Source organism: Streptomyces sp. NPDC052114 (assembly GCF_040680155.1).
Classification (GTDB): Bacteria; Actinomycetota; Actinomycetes; order Streptomycetales; family Streptomycetaceae; genus Streptomyces.
This window is the reverse complement of sequence record NZ_JBFAWC010000003.1, coordinates 182201-198037: the sequence shown is the minus strand read 5'-3', so window position 1 is coordinate 198037 and position 15837 is coordinate 182201. Positions and strand designations below refer to the sequence as shown.

Genomic DNA, 15837 nt, shown 5'->3' with positions numbered 1-15837 from the left:
TCGTATATGTACGACTTTGCACCCGATGTCTCCTGAGGTCAAGGGGGCCAGAGAAGCGGAGGCGGCACCCGTGGCGGACGAGAAGGCGGCGAAGAAGGAGACCGCGGAGAAGAAGGAGGCCGCGGCACAGGGGCGGCGCGCCAGCGACCGCGGCCGCTACGGACGCCTGAGCCGGGAGCGCGTCCTGGCCACCGCGCTAGAGGTGGTCGACCGCGACGGCCTCTCGGGCCTGAGCATGCGCAAGCTCGGCGCGGAGCTGGGCGTGGAGGCGATGGCGCTCTACCGGTACGCCGCGGGCAAGGCCGCCCTGCTCGACGGCCTGGTCGAGGCGTTCTGCCAGGAGCTGGAGGAGGAGCTGGCCGCCGGTCCCCGGGAGGCCGACTGGCAGCGGGAGCTGCACCGCATCGCGCTCGCCACCCACGGCGTCGCGCTGCGCCACCCGAACATGGTCCCGCTGCTCGCCACGCGCCTGCTCTCCACTCCGCTGGCCCGTCGCCCGGCGGCCGTGCTCCGCAGCGACGAACGCGTCCTCGCGCTCCTCCACGAGGCGGGCATGGGGGAGCGCCGCACGGTGCGGGTGCACCGCGCCTTCACGGCGTGGCTGCTCGGCTATCTCCTCGTCGAGCTGCGCGCCATGGACGACGAGCCCGGCGAGCCGGACCCGGCCTTCCGCCTCGGCCTGCACCGCATGCCCGCGCGGGAGTTCCCGCGGCTCAGGGCGACCGCCATCGCCCTGGACGGCCGGGGCGGGCCCCGGCAACTGGCCGACGGGCTGGACGCGTTGCTCGGCTCACCGCTCCTGCGCGGCGACGGCTGACGACCGGGCCAGCGCCCGCACCGCGGGATGCCAGGCCCCGTCCCGCGGCCCGGACAGCACGAGCCGGCGGGAGATCCGCGGCGCGACCGGCAGCAGCACCAGGTCGGGCGGCACCAGGGGGCGGGAGACCTCGGACAGGACGGTCACGCCGAGGCCCGCCTGCACCATGCCGATCAGCGTGGCCAGGTCACGGACCCGGTGTTCCGGCGCGAACCGCAGCCCCGCCAGGTCGTGCAGCCGGCGCACGCGGTCCTCGCAGCCGCCCGGCGACGTCAGGAAGTCGTCGTCCTCCAGCTCGCGCACGTCGACGACGGGTTCGTCCGCCAGCGGATGGTCGCGGCGGAGCAGGACGCGGTAGCCGTCGACGGCGAGCTGGACGCCGGGGCCCGGCGGCGGGTCGATCAGCACCGCGGCGTCGGCCGTGCCGTTCTCCAGCCAGCCGGTGATCTCGTCGCTGCCGCCCTCGAAGACCCGTACCGAGATTCCTGGTTCCCGCTCCGCCCAGCGGCGCACCAGGTCCGGGACGAGTCCCCGGCGGACCGTGGGCGTCGCGGCCAGGCGCACGGTGCCGGTCCCGGAACCGGCGGCGTCCGCCGCCACCGCCTCCACACCCCGCACCGCCGACAGCGCGTCGCGGGCGTACGGGAGGACCCGCTCGCCGAGCGCCGTCGTCCGCACCGGACCGGACCGCACGAGGAGCGGGGCGGCGAACTCGCGCTCCAGGGAGGCCACGGCGCGCGACACCGCCGACTGGCTCAGGCCGAGTTCGACGGCGGCCGCGCTGAACCCGCCCGCGTCGACGACGGCGAGAAAGGCCCTGAGCTGCGGGAAGTTCACGGTCATGCGGCGGCCTCATGGGTCTATGACGGCGATGCGTTGGATCAATGGTGCCAGGTGGGGCGAGAGTTGCCCCGGGCCGCCGCGGTGGTGGCCACGGACCACGACCGCGAGGAGAGCCATGCCCCACATCAGGGCCACCGTCACCGACCCCGACCTGCCCGCCGACACCCGGCGCGCCCTCGCCGAGGGCCTGACCCGGCTGGCCGTCTCGGCCCTCGGCAAGTCCGCCGAGCGCACGATCGTCCACCTCGACCTGGTCCCCGCCGACCGCTACTACGTCGGCGCGCGACCGCTGACCGACGGCCGCGACGCGCACCTGGAGGTCAGCATCACCGCGGGCACCAACAGCGCGGCGGAGAAGGCCGCGTTCCTCACCGGGGCCACCGCGTTCCTCACGGACCTCCTCGGCCCCCTCGCCCGCGGCGGCGTGGCCCTGCACGAACTGCACCCCGAGAGCTACGGCTACCAGGGCGTGACCCAGTTCGAGCACTACCGCCACAACTGACGGGGGCCCGCACGCCGAAGCGTGCGGGCCCTCATCCGCGTACGGGTAAAAAGACGTGCCGCGTACTACCGCAGCCGCGCCATCAGGGCGTGCTCGACCAGGGTGATCAGCGCGCTCTTCGCATCGGCGCGGTGGCGCGCGTCGGTCGTGATGATCGGGGTGTCCGGGCCGATCTGGAGTGCCTCGCGGACCTCGTCCGGCGTGTACGGCTGGTGGCCGTCGAAGCCGTTGAGGGCGATCACGAAGGGCAGCCCGGAGTTCTCGAAGTAGTCGACAGCGGGGAAGCAGTCGGCGAGCCGCCTCGTGTCGACCAGGACGACCGCGCCGATGGCGCCACGGACCAAGTCGTCCCACATGAACCAGAAGCGGTCCTGACCGGGCGTACCGAAGAGGTACAGGATCAGGTCCTGGTCCAGGGTGATGCGACCGAAGTCCATGGCCACCGTCGTGGTGGTCTTGTCTCCGGTGTGGGTGAGGTCGTCGATGCCCGCGGACGCGGACGTCATGACGGCCTCGGTGCGCAGCGGGTTGATCTCAGAGACCGCCCCGACGAACGTGGTCTTGCCCACGCCGAAGCCGCCCGCCACCACGATTTTCGCGCTGGTGGTGGAGCGGGCTGTTGCTCCGCCGCTAGAGCTTGCGAAGTCCACTGAGCACCCTTTCGAGCAGTGTCACGTCTGGCTGGCCGCCGGCGGTCTCGTCGCCGCCGGGCTGATGAATGGCGACAAGTCCGGCCTCCGCCAGGTCGGCTACGAGGATCCGGGCGACGCCGAGGGGGATGGAGAGCAGTGCCGAGATCTCAGCCACTGACTTGATCTCACGGCACAGGTTGCAGATCCGCTGATGCTCGGGCAACTGGCCCTGCAACTGATGCGGTTGTGCGGTGGTGTGCACCAGCGCCTCGATGGCGAGCTGGTAGCGGGGCCTGGTGCGGCCGCCCGTCATGGCGTACGGGCGCACCAGGGGGTTGTTCGCGGACCCGGCGGGCGCCGGCTCGGGGGCGCGTCGCTGGGGTTGCACGGGCTGGATACGGGGTGCCTGTCCCGGATTGCCCTGGTCGTACGGGCGCGGCCCGGGTTGCTGGGGCTGCGCGTACGGCTGACGGCGGTGGCTCGGCGCAGAGGGGAAGTTGTACCGGTTCGGGCCGCCGTCGTGCTGGCCACCCTGGCCGTGACCAGGGGACCAGTTCGCCGATGACGAACCGTCTGGGGGTGTTGCCACGTTGCTTCCTCCTCCAACTGTGCCGGGCACCATCACTGTGGAGCCGCGTCCCGAAACCTTACGGCCCCGGGACGCGAAAACGCACCGTCTGTCTGTTAGTTGAGAAGGCTCCCCTGAAGCTCCGCGCGCAGGTCCGGAGTGAGAACTGTGCCCGCGCGGTCGACAAGAAGTGCCATCTCGTACCCAATGAGACCGATGTCCGCATCCGGGTGGGCGAGAACGGCCAGCGAGGAGCCGTCGGAGATGGACATGATGAAGAGAAATCCTCTCTCCATCTCCACAACGGTCTGGGTCACGGAGCCGCCCTCGAAGATCCGGGAGGCCCCGGCGGTCAGCGAGGTCAGACCCGAGGCGACGGCCGCGAGCTGGTCGGCACGGTCGCGGGGGAAGCCTTCGGACATCGCCAGAAGGAGTCCGTCGGCGGAGACCACCACCGTGTGGGACACCCCGGGGGTGTTGTCCACGAAGTTGGTGATCAACCAGTTCAGGTTCTGCGCCGCCTGGCTCATCGGGCTCACACTAACGCTCCTGGTTGTAGGTGCTATCAGGGCTGAAGCCCTGGCCATTCGTGTCACTTCCCGCAGTGCGCCCCCGCTGGACGCCGCGGCGCAGGTTGCTCAGCCTGCCCCGTACGTCCTCGGGGTCGCGGGAGACCTGGGGGCCGCCCTGCGGAGTCTGTTCCGCCGTGCCCTCGACCAGATTGGCCTTGGGTACCCGCCGCGGGAGCCCGGACGAGGTGACCCCGCCCGCCTTGGGCTCCTTGAGGCGTTCGGCGCGCTGCCAGCGCTCGTCGTTGCACGAACGCCACTGGTCGTCGCCCTGGCCCTCGTCCGCGGCGGGGTCGGCGTTCCCGTTCCCGTTCGCGGCGGAGGAGCCCCTGCGGGGGAGGCCCGCGTCGGTCATCTCGTGGACGACGGACGGAGTCGGTCCTGGACGGTCGAAGCCTACGCGCTCCGCGTCGGGCGCGGGGGCCGCCGGAGCAGATTCCGCTTCCTGCCCGTACTCGGGCCGGTAGCCGTCACCGGTGGGCCAGTCGTCCTGCTGGGAACGCTCCGGATACGCGATCTGCGGATCCTGGTAGCCGTCCTGGGCCGGGTAGTACTGCTGGTCGGCGGGGTACTGCTGCTCGGCGGGGTACTGCTCGTTGCCGTAACCGCCCTCGGTGTACTGCGCGTCGGCGTACTGCCCGGTGGCGTACGGGTCGCTGTCGTAGGACACCCGCGGCTCGTCGTAGGCGGCCTGCGGCTCCTCGTACGCGGCCCTCGGCTCCTCGTACGCGGGCGCCTGCTGCTCGTACCCGCCCTGCTGCTGCGCCTGCGGGTGCGGCTCGACCTCGTCGCGGAAGAGCGGACGGCCCCCGGGCTGGTGGGCCTGGGCCTCCAGGGCCGCGCGGCGCTCCTCGCGCATCAACGAGCGGCCCACCGGGTCGAGTTGCTCGGGCGCCTCGGCGCCGTCGCCGTGGTAGCGGCTGTCGTCGAAACCGAGCTCCGCGGCCGTGCGCAGCGGCTCGACCTCGTGGACCTGCTGCTCCGGGATGATCGAGGAGACGGTGAACTCGGGGTCGTGCGGGGCGTGGTCGCCACCGCCGCCGTGCGTGATCCCGTCCGGCAGCATGACCAGCGACGTCGTGCCCGCCTGCTCGCCCGAGGGGCGCAGCTGGACGCGGATGCCGTGCCGGTCGGAGAGCCGGCCGACCACGAACAGGCCCATGCGCTGCGAGATCGCGGCGTCCACGGTCGGCGGGTTGGCGAGCTTGTGGTTGATGTCCGCGAAGTCCTCGGCGGTGAGGCCGATGCCCTTGTCGTGGATCTCGACCATGACGCGGCCGTCGGGCAGCCGGGTGGCGGTCACGCGGACCTTGGTCTGCGGCGAGGAGAACGAGGTGGCGTTCTCCAGGAGCTCGGCGAGCAGGTGCACGAGGTCGGTCACGGCCAGGCCGTGGATCTCGGCCTCCGGCACGCCCTCCAGCTCGATGCGCTCGTACTGCTCCACCTCGGAGGAGGCGGCGCGCAGCACGTCGACCAGCGGCACCGGCTGGTCCCAGCGGCGGCCCGGCTCCTCGCCGGACAGGACGAGGAGGTTCTCGCCGTTGCGGCGCATACGGGTCGCCAGGTGGTCCAGGCGGAAGAGGTTCTCCAGCTGGTCCGGGTCGGCCTCGTTGTTCTCCAGATCGGTGATCAGGGTCAGCTGGCCCTCGATCAGCGACTGGTTGCGGCGCGAGAGGTTGGTGAAGATCGCGTTGATGTTGCCGCGGAGCAGTGCCTGCTCGGCGGCGAGCCGCACGGCCTCGCGGTGCACCTGGTCGAAGGCGCGGGCGACCTCGCCGATCTCGTCCGTGGACGTGATCGGGATGGGCTGCACACGGGTGTCGACGCGGCCCGGGTCGGTGCGCGAGAGCTGGTCGACCAGCATCGGCAGGCGCTGCTCGGCGATGCCGAAGGCGGCGGTGCGCAGCTGGCGCATCGACTTGGACATCTGGCGGGCCATGAACCCGGCCAGGATGAAGGCGGCGAGGAGCGCGAGGACCACGATGGCGCCGGTGATGTAGGCGTTGCGCTGGGCGTCGGCGGCGATGTCCGAGGCCTCGTCCACGGCCTTGTCGGCGAGGTCCGACTCGATGGTGCGGTAGGCGTCGAACTTGGCGGTGGTGGTGGCCCACCAGGCCTCGCGGGTGATGCCCTTGCCGGCCAGCTCGACGCGCGCGCTCGGCTGGGTGCTCTCCAGCGCGGCGATGGCGCTGACCATCTTGTCCTGCGTGGGCGGCGGGACGAAGGTCTTGCCCTCGGCCTTCGCGGCGGCCGCGGCCTCCTTGGCCTGCTTCTCGCCGGCGGCCGTCAGGTCCTTCTTGGCCTGCTCCAGCTTGGCGACGTCCTCGGGGGTGCCGCCGCCGGTGTACTCCTCGATGGCGATGCGCTCGAGGTAGGCGTACGAGGCGAACGCGGTGCGCTGGAGCGTCAGCGAGCCGGTGCCGGGGCCGGGCTTGACCAGCAGCTGCGTGCCGATGGACCGCTGCAGCGAGAGCGCGGCCTTGGAGAGCGAGATCGCGTAGACGGTACGGCCGTAGCTGGTGATGTTGCCGGTGCCCAGACCGAGCTCGTTGGCGAACTCCATCAGGGGGTGCTGGATGGCGACGTAGCCCTCTTCGGTCTTCACGCCGGTCAGCTTGGTGGTGTACGCGTTCTGCCGCAGCGGGGTCAGGTGCGGCTCCACCTTGTGGAAGGCGTCGAGACGGCGCCGGAGGCCTTCCTTGTCGGGCATCTTCTCGCTGGCCGCCTTGAACTCGGCGGCGGCCGCGTCGGTGGCCTTGCGGGCCTTGACGACGGCGGGGTTGTCCCGGTCGCCGCTCAGGAGCGGGGCGGCGGAGATGTCGCGCTCCTCGATGAGGCGGTTGCCGTAGTCGAGGGAGGCCCGCACCAGGCGGGCGGTGTTCTCGGCGTCCTGGGCCTGGGTCCAGGTGTCGATGGAGCTCTTGACCTGGAAGCCGCCCATGACGAGGCCGACGAGCACGGGTATGAGCAGGATCGCGTTCAGCCGCGTGGGCACACGCCAGTTGCGCGGGGACATCCGTCCGCCGGAGGGAGCCTGGGGCTCGGGGCCGGAAGCGGCGGTGACGTCAACGGGGGACGCCGCCGCACGCGGCGGCGGGGTGAAGTTGCCCCGCGCGTCCCCGCTGGTGGGGGGTGCCGCGGGGCTCGGCTTGCTTCGCCTCACTCGACCAACAACCTCTCGGCGGCGGCACACCAGTCGTGCCGCTGTCGTCTCCAAGGCCCGTGCTACTGGGCAGTTCAGCGCATTCCAGCACGTCAGGGGCCGCTCTTCCAAACAGTGGGAAGCGGAACTTCCACGTGGTGTAAGCCTCAGATAAATCGGTCATAAAGAGCGAGCCCCGCCAAAAGGCGGGGCTCTTGTGCGCACAGCGGCACCAGGTGACCGCGATGTGTGGCGGTCACCTGGCAATTCTCTGTCGAAACGTTATGAACACGGCGGGCGGCCGTGTCAAAGGACACAGGCCGCTCCGTGTGATGTACGGCAACTGCCGTATGGCCTCGCCTACTTGAGACGTGCCATCAGTGCGTGCTCGACCAGCGTGATCAGGCCACTCTTTGCGTCCGCACGGTGTCGTGCGTCGGTCGTGATGATCGGCGTACCGCTTCCGATCTGGAGCGCTTCGCGCACCTCGTCGGGGGTGTAAGGCTGGTGGCCGTCGAAGCCGTTGAGGGCGATGACGAAGGGCAGCCCGCTGTTCTCGAAGTAGTCGACGGCCGGAAAGCAGTCGGCGAGACGGCGGGTGTCCACCAGCACGACGGCGCCGATCGCGCCGCGCACCAGGTCGTCCCACATGAACCAGAAGCGGTCCTGACCGGGCGTGCCGAAGAGGTACAGGATCAGGTCCTGGTCGAGCGTGATGCGGCCGAAATCCATCGCGACGGTGGTCGTCGTCTTGTCCCCGGTGTGGGTGAGGTCGTCGATGCCCGCGGACGCGGACGTCATGACGGCCTCGGTGCGCAGCGGGTTGATCTCGGAGACCGCCCCGACGAACGTGGTCTTGCCCACGCCGAAGCCACCCGCCACCACGATCTTCGCGGAGGTGGTGGAACGGCCTGCGCCCGAGCCGTTAGAGCTTTCGAAGTCCACTGAGCACCCTTTCGAGCAGTGTCACGTCAGGCTGGCCGCCGGCGGACTCGTCGCCGCCGGGCTGGTGGATGGCGACGAGCCCGGCCTCGGCCAGGTCGGCCACGAGGATCCGGGCGACGCCGAGCGGCATCGAAAGCAGCGCCGAGACCTCGGCCACCGACTTGACCTCACGGCACAGGTGGCAGATCCGCTGGTGCTCGGGGAGCAGCCCCATCAGCTGGGCCGGGTCGGCCGTCGTGCTCACCAGCGCCTCGATGGCGAGCTGGTAGCGGGGCCGGGTCCGGCCGCCGGTCATCGCGTAGGGACGCACCAGCGGCTGGTCGCCCTCCATTCCGTACGACGCATCAGAGCCGTACGGGTTGTGAGAGGCGGTGGGCGGGGTCATGGATCCTCCGGGCGGGACAGCAGGTCATCTGCGTGTGCCGTCTGACAGAGCCGGTGGGGGCAGTGTGGCGGCCGGACGGTTGGTCAGTACGTTCGGTCGGTGGGGCGGCCGAAGGGGCGAAGCATCGAAGCCGACGCGGGGCCTAGTGGAGCAGGCTGCCTTGAAGTTCGGCGCGGAGGTCCGGGGTGAGGACGGCGCCCGCACGGTCGACGAGGAGCGCCATCTCGTACCCGACGAGGCCGATGTCGCACTCGGGGTGCGCGAGCACCGCCAGGGACGAGCCGTCCGAGACGGACATGATGAAGAGGAACCCCCGCTCCATCTCCACCACCGTCTGGGTCACGGAGCCGCCCTCGAAGATCCGGGAGGCGCCGGCGGTCAGCGAGGTCAGCCCGGAGGCGACCGCGGCGAGCTGGTCGGCGCGGTCGCGCGGGAACCCCTCCGACATGGCCAGAAGGAGGCCGTCGGCGGAGACCACGACCGTGTGGGACACCCCGGGGGTGTTGTCCACGAAGTTGGTGATCAACCAGTTCAGATTCTGTGCCGCCTGGCTCATCGGACTCAACTAACGCTCCTGCTGGTGAGTGGGGAAACTGCCGGTCTGGCCGGTACCGGCCTGGCGACCCTGCTGGATGCCCCGACGGAGATTCGTCAGCCGGCCGCGTACGTCGTCGGGCGCACGCGAGACCTGCGGACCTGTGCTGTCCTGCTGCTGCTGGGCCGTGCCCGCGACCAGATTGGCCCGCGGGACGCGGCGCGGCAGCCCGGATGTGGTGACGCCGCCCGCGGACGGCTGCCGGACGCGCTCGGCCTGGCGGCCCAGCTCGTCATTGGGGGAGGTGCGCCAACCGCTCGGCATGTTGCCGCCGTTGGTGCCGGTGTCGCCGCCCGGGGCCGCGGGCGCGGCGGCCGGCTCCTGATGCTGGCCGCGCGAGGGGAGCGGACGGCGCGGCGGCTCGGGGGCCCGGCGCGGCGCGGCCTCGGGGGCCTGGTGGCCCTGCGGCGCGGCCTGCGGGTTGTGCCGCTGGGGCGCCTGCTGCTCGGGCTGTGCGGCCTGCTGGTTCTGCTGCTGCTGGAACCAGTTGGTCTCCAGCGTGTCGTACAGCGGGGTGCGGCCGTCGCCGGGACCGGCGGCGGGGAGCAGGTCCTCGGGCTCCGCGGGCTGTGCGGCCTGCGGCTGCGGGGGGATGCCCGGGTGGGCCTCGCCCTGGTCGCGGCGCGGGGCCGGGGGCCGCGGCACGGTGTAGTCGGGGTTCTCCCGGCCGCCCTGCGGCGCGAGTCCACCCGCCTGACCCTGCTGCTGGTTCTGCTGGTTCTGCTGGTTCTGCGGTACGGACGGCAGGTCGGCCTGGCGGCCCTGCTGCGGCCCGGCCTGGCCGCCGAAGACGTCCGAGCGGACGAACTGGCCGGACTGACCGGACGAGTCGGTGTCGCGCGTCGGGAGACCCGGCGGCGGCGCGTCGAAGTCCGGGCGCGCGAACTCGGCGGTGGAGCCGGGGCCCTGCCGGTCGTCCGCGCCCGCCGTCGGCTGGGGGAACTGACCGGTGGACTCGTGTTCCTCGTGACCCCGCGGGGCGTCGAAGGGATCGCGCGAGACCTGCGGCTGCGCGTTCTCGTCGCTCCAACTGGGCACGCGCGGCTGAGGGTTGCCCCCGGGCAGCTCGGCACGCGGCCCGCCGCGCGGCGGCAGCTGCGGCCTGCGGCCCTGGTCACCGGCGTCGGCCGACGGGTTCATGGCGTTCGTACGCTGCTGGGGCACCGGAGGCTGCGGCGCGTTGCCGCCCCGGCCGCCCTGCGGCGCCTGCGGCTGCTGGCCCTGGCCCGGACCCTGCTGTCCCTGCGGCACGGCCGGCGGACGCTGCTGTCCCGTGTCCCGCGCGGGCAGCGCGGCCCGCGGACCCGAGCCCGCGACCTGCTGGCGGGGCGGGGTGGCACCGAGCCGCCCCTGGCCGCCCTGACCACCGGCACCGGGACCGCCGCCGAGTGCGGGGCCGCCACGGCCGGGGCCGCCGGGCAGGCCGGGACCACCGGCGAGACCGGGACCGCCGAGCGAGGGACCGCCGTTGCCCGCGCCGGCACCGCGGCGCGCGGCGGCGGCACCCGCGGCGGCCTGCGCCGCGGCGGGACCGCCGGTCGGGGCGGGGGCACCGGGCTTGCCCGGCGCCTTCTTGCCGCCCTGGGCCACGTCGACGGGCAGCATGACCAGCGCGGTCGTACCACCGGAGTCGGACGGGCGGAGCTGGATGCGGATGCCGTGGCGCTGCGAGAGGCGACCGACCACGAACAGACCCATGCGGCGCGAGACCGAGACGTCCACGGTGGGCGGCGAGGCGAGCCGCTCGTTGATCGCCGCGAGGTCCTCGGGCGACAGGCCGATGCCGGTGTCGTGGATCTCGATGAGCACCCGGCCGTCGGGCAGCGCGTGACCGGTGACCTTGACCTTGGTCTGCGGCGAGGAGAAGGAGGTCGCGTTCTCCAGCAGCTCGGCGAGCAGGTGCACGAGGTCGTTGACGACGCGTCCGGCGACCTCGGTCGCGGGCACGGCGGAGAGCTCGATGCGCTCGTACTGCTCCACCTCGGACGCGGCGGCACGCAGCACGTCGACGAGGGGGACGGGCCGGGTCCAGCGGCGGCCGGGCTCCTCACCGGCGAGCACGAGGAGGTTCTCGCCGTTACGGCGCATGCGGGTCGCGAGGTGGTCGAGCTTGAAGAGCGAGGACAGCTGGTCCGGGTCGGCCTCGCGCGACTCCAGCTCGGAGATGAGCGAGAGCTGGCGCTGGATGAGGCCCTGGGAACGGCGCGAGAGGTTGGTGAACATCGCGTTGACGTTGCCCCGCAGAAGGGCCTGCTCGGCGGCGAGGCGGACGGCCTCGCGGTGCACGTCGTCGAAGGCCGCGGCCACCTGGCCGATCTCGTCCCGGGAGTGCACACCGACGGACTCGACGGAGGTGTCGACGTCCTGCGGGTCCGACTCCGAGAGCTGCTTGACCAGCTCGGGCAGCCGGTCCTGGGCGACCTTGGTCGCGGTGTCCTGGAGCCGGCGCAGCGAGCGGATCATGGAGCGGGCCACGACGAAGGCGCCGACGAGCGAGACGCCGAGCACGAGCAGGATCAGCGCACCGTTGAGGATGGCCGACTGCTCCGACTCGTTGCGCAGCTCGCGGGCCTTCTGCTCCATCTCGCCGAGCAGCGTCAGCTCGATCTTCGACATCGCGTCGATCTTGGTGGTGTCGTTGTCGATCCAGTCCTTGTAGGACCGCTTGTCCTGGAGCTTGATGCCGCCCTCCTGCTCGAGCACGCGCTTGGCGTACTCGTTGGCGGCCTTGATCCCGGCGTTGCCGCCGTCGATCGGCTTGGTGAGCTCCTCGGCGTTGCCCGCGTAGATCTTGCTGAACGTCTGGAGCTGCGAGCGCTCCTTGTCGTTGGCGCTGAGACCGAAGGTGCGGTCGGTCTCGGAGATCTTGCCGTACTCGGAGTCGTTCGGCGGCAGGGCCGCGGCGATGATCGCGCGCTGTACGGACGCGTACTCCTTGGCCGAGGAGAACGCGGCCAGGGCGCGGGTGCGCTGGATCATCTCCGGGTTGCTGGTCGCCTGCGCCATGTCCTGCGACAGCGCGAGCAGCTGCTCGACGAGCTGGCTGTAGGCCTCGACGGTCTGCGAGGTGGACTTGCTGTCCTTGAAGGCGTCCTTGCGGACCTTGTTGATGCCCTGGAGCTGCTGGGTGATCTGGACCGCGCTGTGCCGGACGCCGAGGAGGCCCTTCTCGCCGTCGGTGTCGTTGAGGTCCTGGGTGCCCTGAAGGAAGTTGCGGTAGACCCGGTCGGTCCTGTCGCGCGCGCCCTTGACCGTGTAGTCCGAGGCCTTCGCGCCGTGGGCCAGGGGGCCCGCCGACTTGTCGCGCTCCTCCTGGAGCGCCGCGGCCAGCTCGGTGGCCTGCTTGGTCATGTCGGTGAGCAGCTTCATGTTGTCGAGCTGCTGGATCTCGTCCATGGACGAGTTGATGCGGAGCGCGCCGAGGGAGGTCGCGGTGATCACGGGGAGCGCGAGCAGCGAGACCAGGCGGGTGGAGATGCGCCAGTTGCGCAGGGCTATTCGGGAGCCGGGACCCGTGGGCGTCTTGGCGCCGGCCGTGCTCTTGCCCTTGGCCGCGGCGCCCTGGGGGCCGCTGTCGCCGGGCGTGCCCGGTCCGGGGTTCTGGGCGTGCTGGGGGGAGGAGCCGCGGTCGGTCCCGCCGCGCTCCGGTTCCGCAGCGGCTTCCCCTCGGCCCTGACGGGTCTGGGGAGATCCCGTGCCATCCCTCTTGAAACGTCCCTGCACTAGCGTCGCAACCTCTGGACCAGGCGTCCTCCCGCGCGAACGGTCGGACGGTGTCGGCGTCGTGGGGCGGAAAGCACCCCATGGATGGTCGTGAGTGAGCCGGCGCTGCTCCCCCTTCCCGCCGCCACTCGGCGCTGCGTTGCGCCCCTGCGCGCCGGTTCGATCCCGCGGCGGTCCCGGGAATTCCAGCACAGTGCCGGATCTCCAACAAGGCCCGTGTGTCGCGCCGCCACCTACGTGACGCCATGTGAGTGCGGAGTCACGAGACGTAGAAAGTGATCTAGGAAAAATCGGACCCAAACCCATAAAGCTCCTGGGGGTGAGGGGTGTCCCAGTCTTCATGATCAGGAGCGGAATGGTCGCTTCAGTGGCGCAATGTCCGTTTCCGGGAGGTCGAACCTCGGTGTGGTTTGACCCTTTTGTCGGCTCACTCGTGAGCAAACTCACACGAAGATCATGGCCTCTTCTGGACTTTGGCCGGGAATTGGATGTTTAGCCTGACGCTTTACAGGGATGGCGAATCCGACAACCCGCGTCCGTCATATGACGCCTCGACCGACAGGGCCCGAACGGCAGATGAAGACTGTGAAGTCCACGATGTTCCGCAACATAGCCAACCCGCGCCGCACCACTCTCGCGCACCTCAAGGACGCCGACGAGATGCAGGCGGCGCCGCAGCAGCCGGAGCACGCGGTCGAACTGCCGACGCAGACCGCCAACCCCCGGCGCACGATCCTCATGGACGCGCCGGAGCCGCAGACCCCCGTCGCGGGCTGACGAACGGCAGGTCGCCGCGGCTCGCCGCGTTAGCCTGGGTCGTCAGACTTCACCCATCCCGACAAGGGGCTAAGGCTCTCGTGCGCATCGCCAGATTCTCCATCGACGGCAATGTCGGTTACGGCGCGGTCGAGGGGGAGGGCCCCGAAGGGCTCGTCCTCGACATCATCAAGGGCATCCCGTACGCCGACTTCGAGCTCTCCGGCACCAAGGTCCCGCTGAGCAAGGTCCGCCTGCTGCCGCCCGTGCTCCCGAACAAGATCGTGGCGTTCGGCCGCAACTACAAGGAGCACGCGGCGGAGCTCGGCAACGAGGTGCCCGACGCCCCCTTCGCGTTCCTCAAGCCCTCCACCTCGCTGGTCGGCAGCGGCGACGCCGTCACGTACCCCTCCTTCTCCCAGGAGCTGCACCACGAGGCCGAGCTGGCCGTGGTCATCGGCCGCATGTGCCGCGAGGTCCCCCGGGAGCGGGCCAAGGACGTGATCTTCGGCTACACCTGCGCCAACGACGTCACCGCGCGCGACGTCCAGCGCCGCGAGAAGCAGTGGGCCCGCGCCAAGGGCTTCGACGGCGCCTGCCCGCTCGGCCCCTGGGTGGAGACCGGCATCGACCTGGCCGCGGCCAACGACCTCACCATCCAGTGCACGGTCAACGGCCAGCAGCGCCAGCTCGGCAGCACCAGCGAGATGATCCACCCGATCGAGGATCTGATCGTGAACATCTCCGAGGCCATGACGCTGCTCCCCGGCGACGTCATCCTCACGGGCACCCCGGCAGGGGTCGGCCCCCTCAACGTCGGCGACGAGGTCGCCGTCACCATCGAAGGCATCGGCACTCTCACCAACAAGGTGATCAAGCGTGGCTAACGCGACCCCCGTACGCGTACGGTTCTGTCCCTCGCCGACCGGCAACCCCCATGTGGGCCTGGTCCGCACCGCCCTCTTCAACTGGGCCTACGCCCGGCACAACGAGGGCACCCTGGTCTTCCGCATCGAGGACACCGACGCGGCCCGCGACTCCGAGGAGTCGTACGAGCAGCTCCTGGACTCGATGCGCTGGCTGGGCTTCGACTGGGACGAGGGCCCCGAGGTCGGCGGCCCGCACGCGCCGTACCGCCAGTCGCAGCGCATGGACATCTACCGGGACGTCGCCGCCAAGCTCATCGACGCGGGCCACGCCTACCCCTGCTACTGCACCACCGAGGAGCTGGACGCGCGCCGCGAGGCCGCCCGCGCCGCCGGCAAGCCGTCCGGCTACGACGGCCACTGCCGCGACCTCACCGACGAGCAGAAGCAGGCGTACGAGGCCGAGGGCCGCAGCCACATCGTGCGCTTCCGCATGCCCGACGAGGCCACCACCTTCACCGACCTGGTCCGCGGCGAGATCACGGTCCAGGCGGAGAACGTCACGGACTACGGCATCGTGCGCGCCAACGGCGCCCCGCTGTACACGCTGGTCAACCCGGTCGACGACGCCCTGATGGAGATCACCCACGTCCTGCGCGGCGAGGACCTGCTCTCCTCCACCCCGCGCCAGATCGCCCTCTACAAGGCGCTGATCGAGCTCGGCGTGGCCAAGGCGATCCCCGAGTTCGGCCACCTCCCGTACGTGATGGGCGAGGGCAACAAGAAGCTCTCCAAGCGCGACCCGCAGGCGTCCCTGAACCTCTACCGCGAGCGCGGCTTCCTGCCCGAGGGCCTGCTCAACTACCTGTCCCTCCTGGGCTGGTCGTTCTCCGCGGACCAGGACGTCTTCACGATCCCCGAGATGGTCGCCAGGTTCGATCTCGCGGACGTGAACTCCAACCCGGCCCGCTTCGACCTGAAGAAGGCCGAGGCGATCAACGCCGACCACATCCGCATGCTGGACGTGAAGACCTTCGCCGAGGCGTGCGCGCCCTGGCTCAGGGCCCCGCACGCCAACTGGGCCCCCGAGGACTTCGACGAGGCCGCCTGGCAGGCCGTCGCGCCGCACGCCCAGTCCCGCCTGAAGGTCCTCTCGGAGATCACGGCCAACGTCGACTTCCTGTTCCTGCCGGAGCCGGTCTTCGACGAGCCCTCCTGGACGAAGGCCATGAAGGAGGGCTCGGACGCCCTCCTGCGCACGGCCCGCGCCAAGCTGGAGGCGGCCGACTGGACCTCTCCGGAGTCCCTCAAGGAGGCCGTCCTGGCCGCCGGCGAGGAGCACGGGCTCAAGCTCGGCAAGGCGCAGGCCCCGGTCCGCGTCGCCGTCACCGGCCGCACGGTCGGCCTGCCCCTCTTCGAGTCCCTGGAGATCCTGGGCAAGGACAAGACCCTGTCCCGCATCGACGCGGCCCTGGCGAAGCTCGCCGCGTAAGC

The 15837-nt window shown here is 71.1% G+C and carries 14 protein-coding genes; 5 read left to right on the top strand and 9 right to left on the bottom strand.

Annotation, left to right across the window (positions count from 1 at the left end; translation table 11 throughout):
* Window positions 1–70: 70 nt before the first annotated feature.
* On the top strand, window positions 71–817 hold the full coding sequence (locus AB0L89_RS07850) for a TetR/AcrR family transcriptional regulator C-terminal domain-containing protein (protein WP_365136038.1): 747 nt from the start codon (window positions 71–73) through the stop codon (window positions 815–817).
* Here the strand turns inward: AB0L89_RS07850 and AB0L89_RS07845 are convergent.
* Window positions 791–1660 (bottom strand): LysR family transcriptional regulator, encoded by an 870-nt coding sequence (locus tag AB0L89_RS07845; RefSeq protein WP_365136035.1) that lies wholly within the window; start codon window positions 1658–1660, stop codon window positions 791–793. The two genes, AB0L89_RS07850 and AB0L89_RS07845, sit on opposite strands and share 27 nt — an antisense overlap.
* A 115-nt stretch (window positions 1661–1775) precedes the next feature.
* Here AB0L89_RS07845 and AB0L89_RS07840 point away from each other — a divergent pair, with 115 nt between their 5' ends.
* A complete protein-coding gene (locus AB0L89_RS07840; protein WP_365136032.1) occupies window positions 1776–2162 on the top strand; it encodes a tautomerase family protein in 387 nt (128 codons plus the stop codon).
* Window positions 2163–2227: 65 nt separating this feature from the next.
* Here the strand turns inward: AB0L89_RS07840 and AB0L89_RS07835 are convergent, their stop codons facing one another.
* From AB0L89_RS07835 to AB0L89_RS07800, 8 genes are all read right to left on the bottom strand, one after another.
* Complete coding sequence (locus tag AB0L89_RS07835; protein WP_030361923.1) at window positions 2228–2812, bottom strand: ATP/GTP-binding protein; 585 nt, start codon at window positions 2810–2812, stop codon at window positions 2228–2230.
* Entirely contained in the window at window positions 2793–3383 is a 591-nt protein-coding gene (locus AB0L89_RS07830; protein WP_365136029.1) for a DUF742 domain-containing protein, read from the bottom strand. The genes AB0L89_RS07835 and AB0L89_RS07830 overlap by 20 nt, the downstream gene beginning before the upstream one ends.
* A gap of 95 nt (window positions 3384–3478) precedes the next feature.
* A complete protein-coding gene (locus tag AB0L89_RS07825) occupies window positions 3479–3892 on the bottom strand; it encodes a roadblock/LC7 domain-containing protein (protein WP_030787419.1) in 414 nt (137 codons plus the stop codon).
* Window positions 3893–3902: 10 nt separating this feature from the next.
* Window positions 3903–7094 (bottom strand): nitrate- and nitrite sensing domain-containing protein, encoded by a 3192-nt coding sequence (locus AB0L89_RS07820; protein WP_365136026.1) that lies wholly within the window; start codon window positions 7092–7094, stop codon window positions 3903–3905.
* A 339-nt stretch (window positions 7095–7433) separates the two neighbouring features.
* Window positions 7434–8018, bottom strand: coding sequence for an ATP/GTP-binding protein (locus AB0L89_RS07815; protein WP_055698153.1), 585 nt, complete (start codon window positions 8016–8018; stop codon window positions 7434–7436).
* Window positions 7999–8403: a DUF742 domain-containing protein gene (locus tag AB0L89_RS07810; RefSeq protein WP_055698152.1), complete on the bottom strand. Its 405-nt coding sequence runs from the start codon at window positions 8401–8403 to the stop codon at window positions 7999–8001. The genes AB0L89_RS07815 and AB0L89_RS07810 overlap by 20 nt, the downstream gene beginning before the upstream one ends.
* A gap of 142 nt (window positions 8404–8545) precedes the next feature.
* Window positions 8546–8959 (bottom strand): roadblock/LC7 domain-containing protein, encoded by a 414-nt coding sequence (locus AB0L89_RS07805; RefSeq protein WP_055698151.1) that lies wholly within the window; start codon window positions 8957–8959, stop codon window positions 8546–8548.
* A gap of 9 nt (window positions 8960–8968) precedes the next feature.
* On the bottom strand, window positions 8969–12721 hold the full coding sequence (locus AB0L89_RS07800; RefSeq protein WP_365136022.1) for a nitrate- and nitrite sensing domain-containing protein: 3753 nt from the start codon (window positions 12719–12721) through the stop codon (window positions 8969–8971).
* A 576-nt stretch (window positions 12722–13297) separates the two neighbouring features.
* Between AB0L89_RS07800 and AB0L89_RS07795 the strand changes: the two genes are divergently transcribed.
* The 3 genes from AB0L89_RS07795 to gltX all read left to right on the top strand — a co-directional run bounded on the left by AB0L89_RS07795 (window position 13298) and on the right by gltX (window position 15835).
* A complete protein-coding gene (locus AB0L89_RS07795; protein WP_365136019.1) occupies window positions 13298–13498 on the top strand; it encodes a hypothetical protein in 201 nt (66 codons plus the stop codon).
* Between the two features lie 80 nt (window positions 13499–13578).
* Window positions 13579–14364 (top strand): fumarylacetoacetate hydrolase family protein, encoded by a 786-nt coding sequence (locus tag AB0L89_RS07790; protein ID WP_365136016.1) that lies wholly within the window; start codon window positions 13579–13581, stop codon window positions 14362–14364.
* On the top strand, window positions 14357–15835 hold the full coding sequence (gltX, locus tag AB0L89_RS07785; RefSeq protein WP_365136013.1) for a glutamate--tRNA ligase: 1479 nt from the start codon (window positions 14357–14359) through the stop codon (window positions 15833–15835). The genes AB0L89_RS07790 and gltX overlap by 8 nt, the downstream gene beginning before the upstream one ends.
* Window positions 15836–15837 lie beyond the last annotated feature (2 nt).

Excerpts from the sequence above, each read along its gene's own strand:
- AB0L89_RS07845 (WP_365136035.1), bottom strand. The coding sequence starts at position 1,660 with ATGACCGTGAACTTCCCGCAGCTCAGGGCCTTTCTCGCCGTCGTCGAC.
- AB0L89_RS07840 (WP_365136032.1), top strand. The coding sequence starts at position 1,776 with ATGCCCCACATCAGGGCCACCGTCACCGACCCCGACCTGCCCGCCGAC.
- AB0L89_RS07825 (WP_030787419.1), bottom strand. The coding sequence starts at position 3,892 with ATGAGCCAGGCGGCGCAGAACCTGAACTGGTTGATCACCAACTTCGTG.
- AB0L89_RS07810 (WP_055698152.1), bottom strand. The coding sequence starts at position 8,403 with ATGACCCCGCCCACCGCCTCTCACAACCCGTACGGCTCTGATGCGTCG.
- AB0L89_RS07805 (WP_055698151.1), bottom strand. The coding sequence starts at position 8,959 with ATGAGCCAGGCGGCACAGAATCTGAACTGGTTGATCACCAACTTCGTG.
- AB0L89_RS07795 (WP_365136019.1), top strand. The coding sequence starts at position 13,298 with ATGAAGACTGTGAAGTCCACGATGTTCCGCAACATAGCCAACCCGCGC.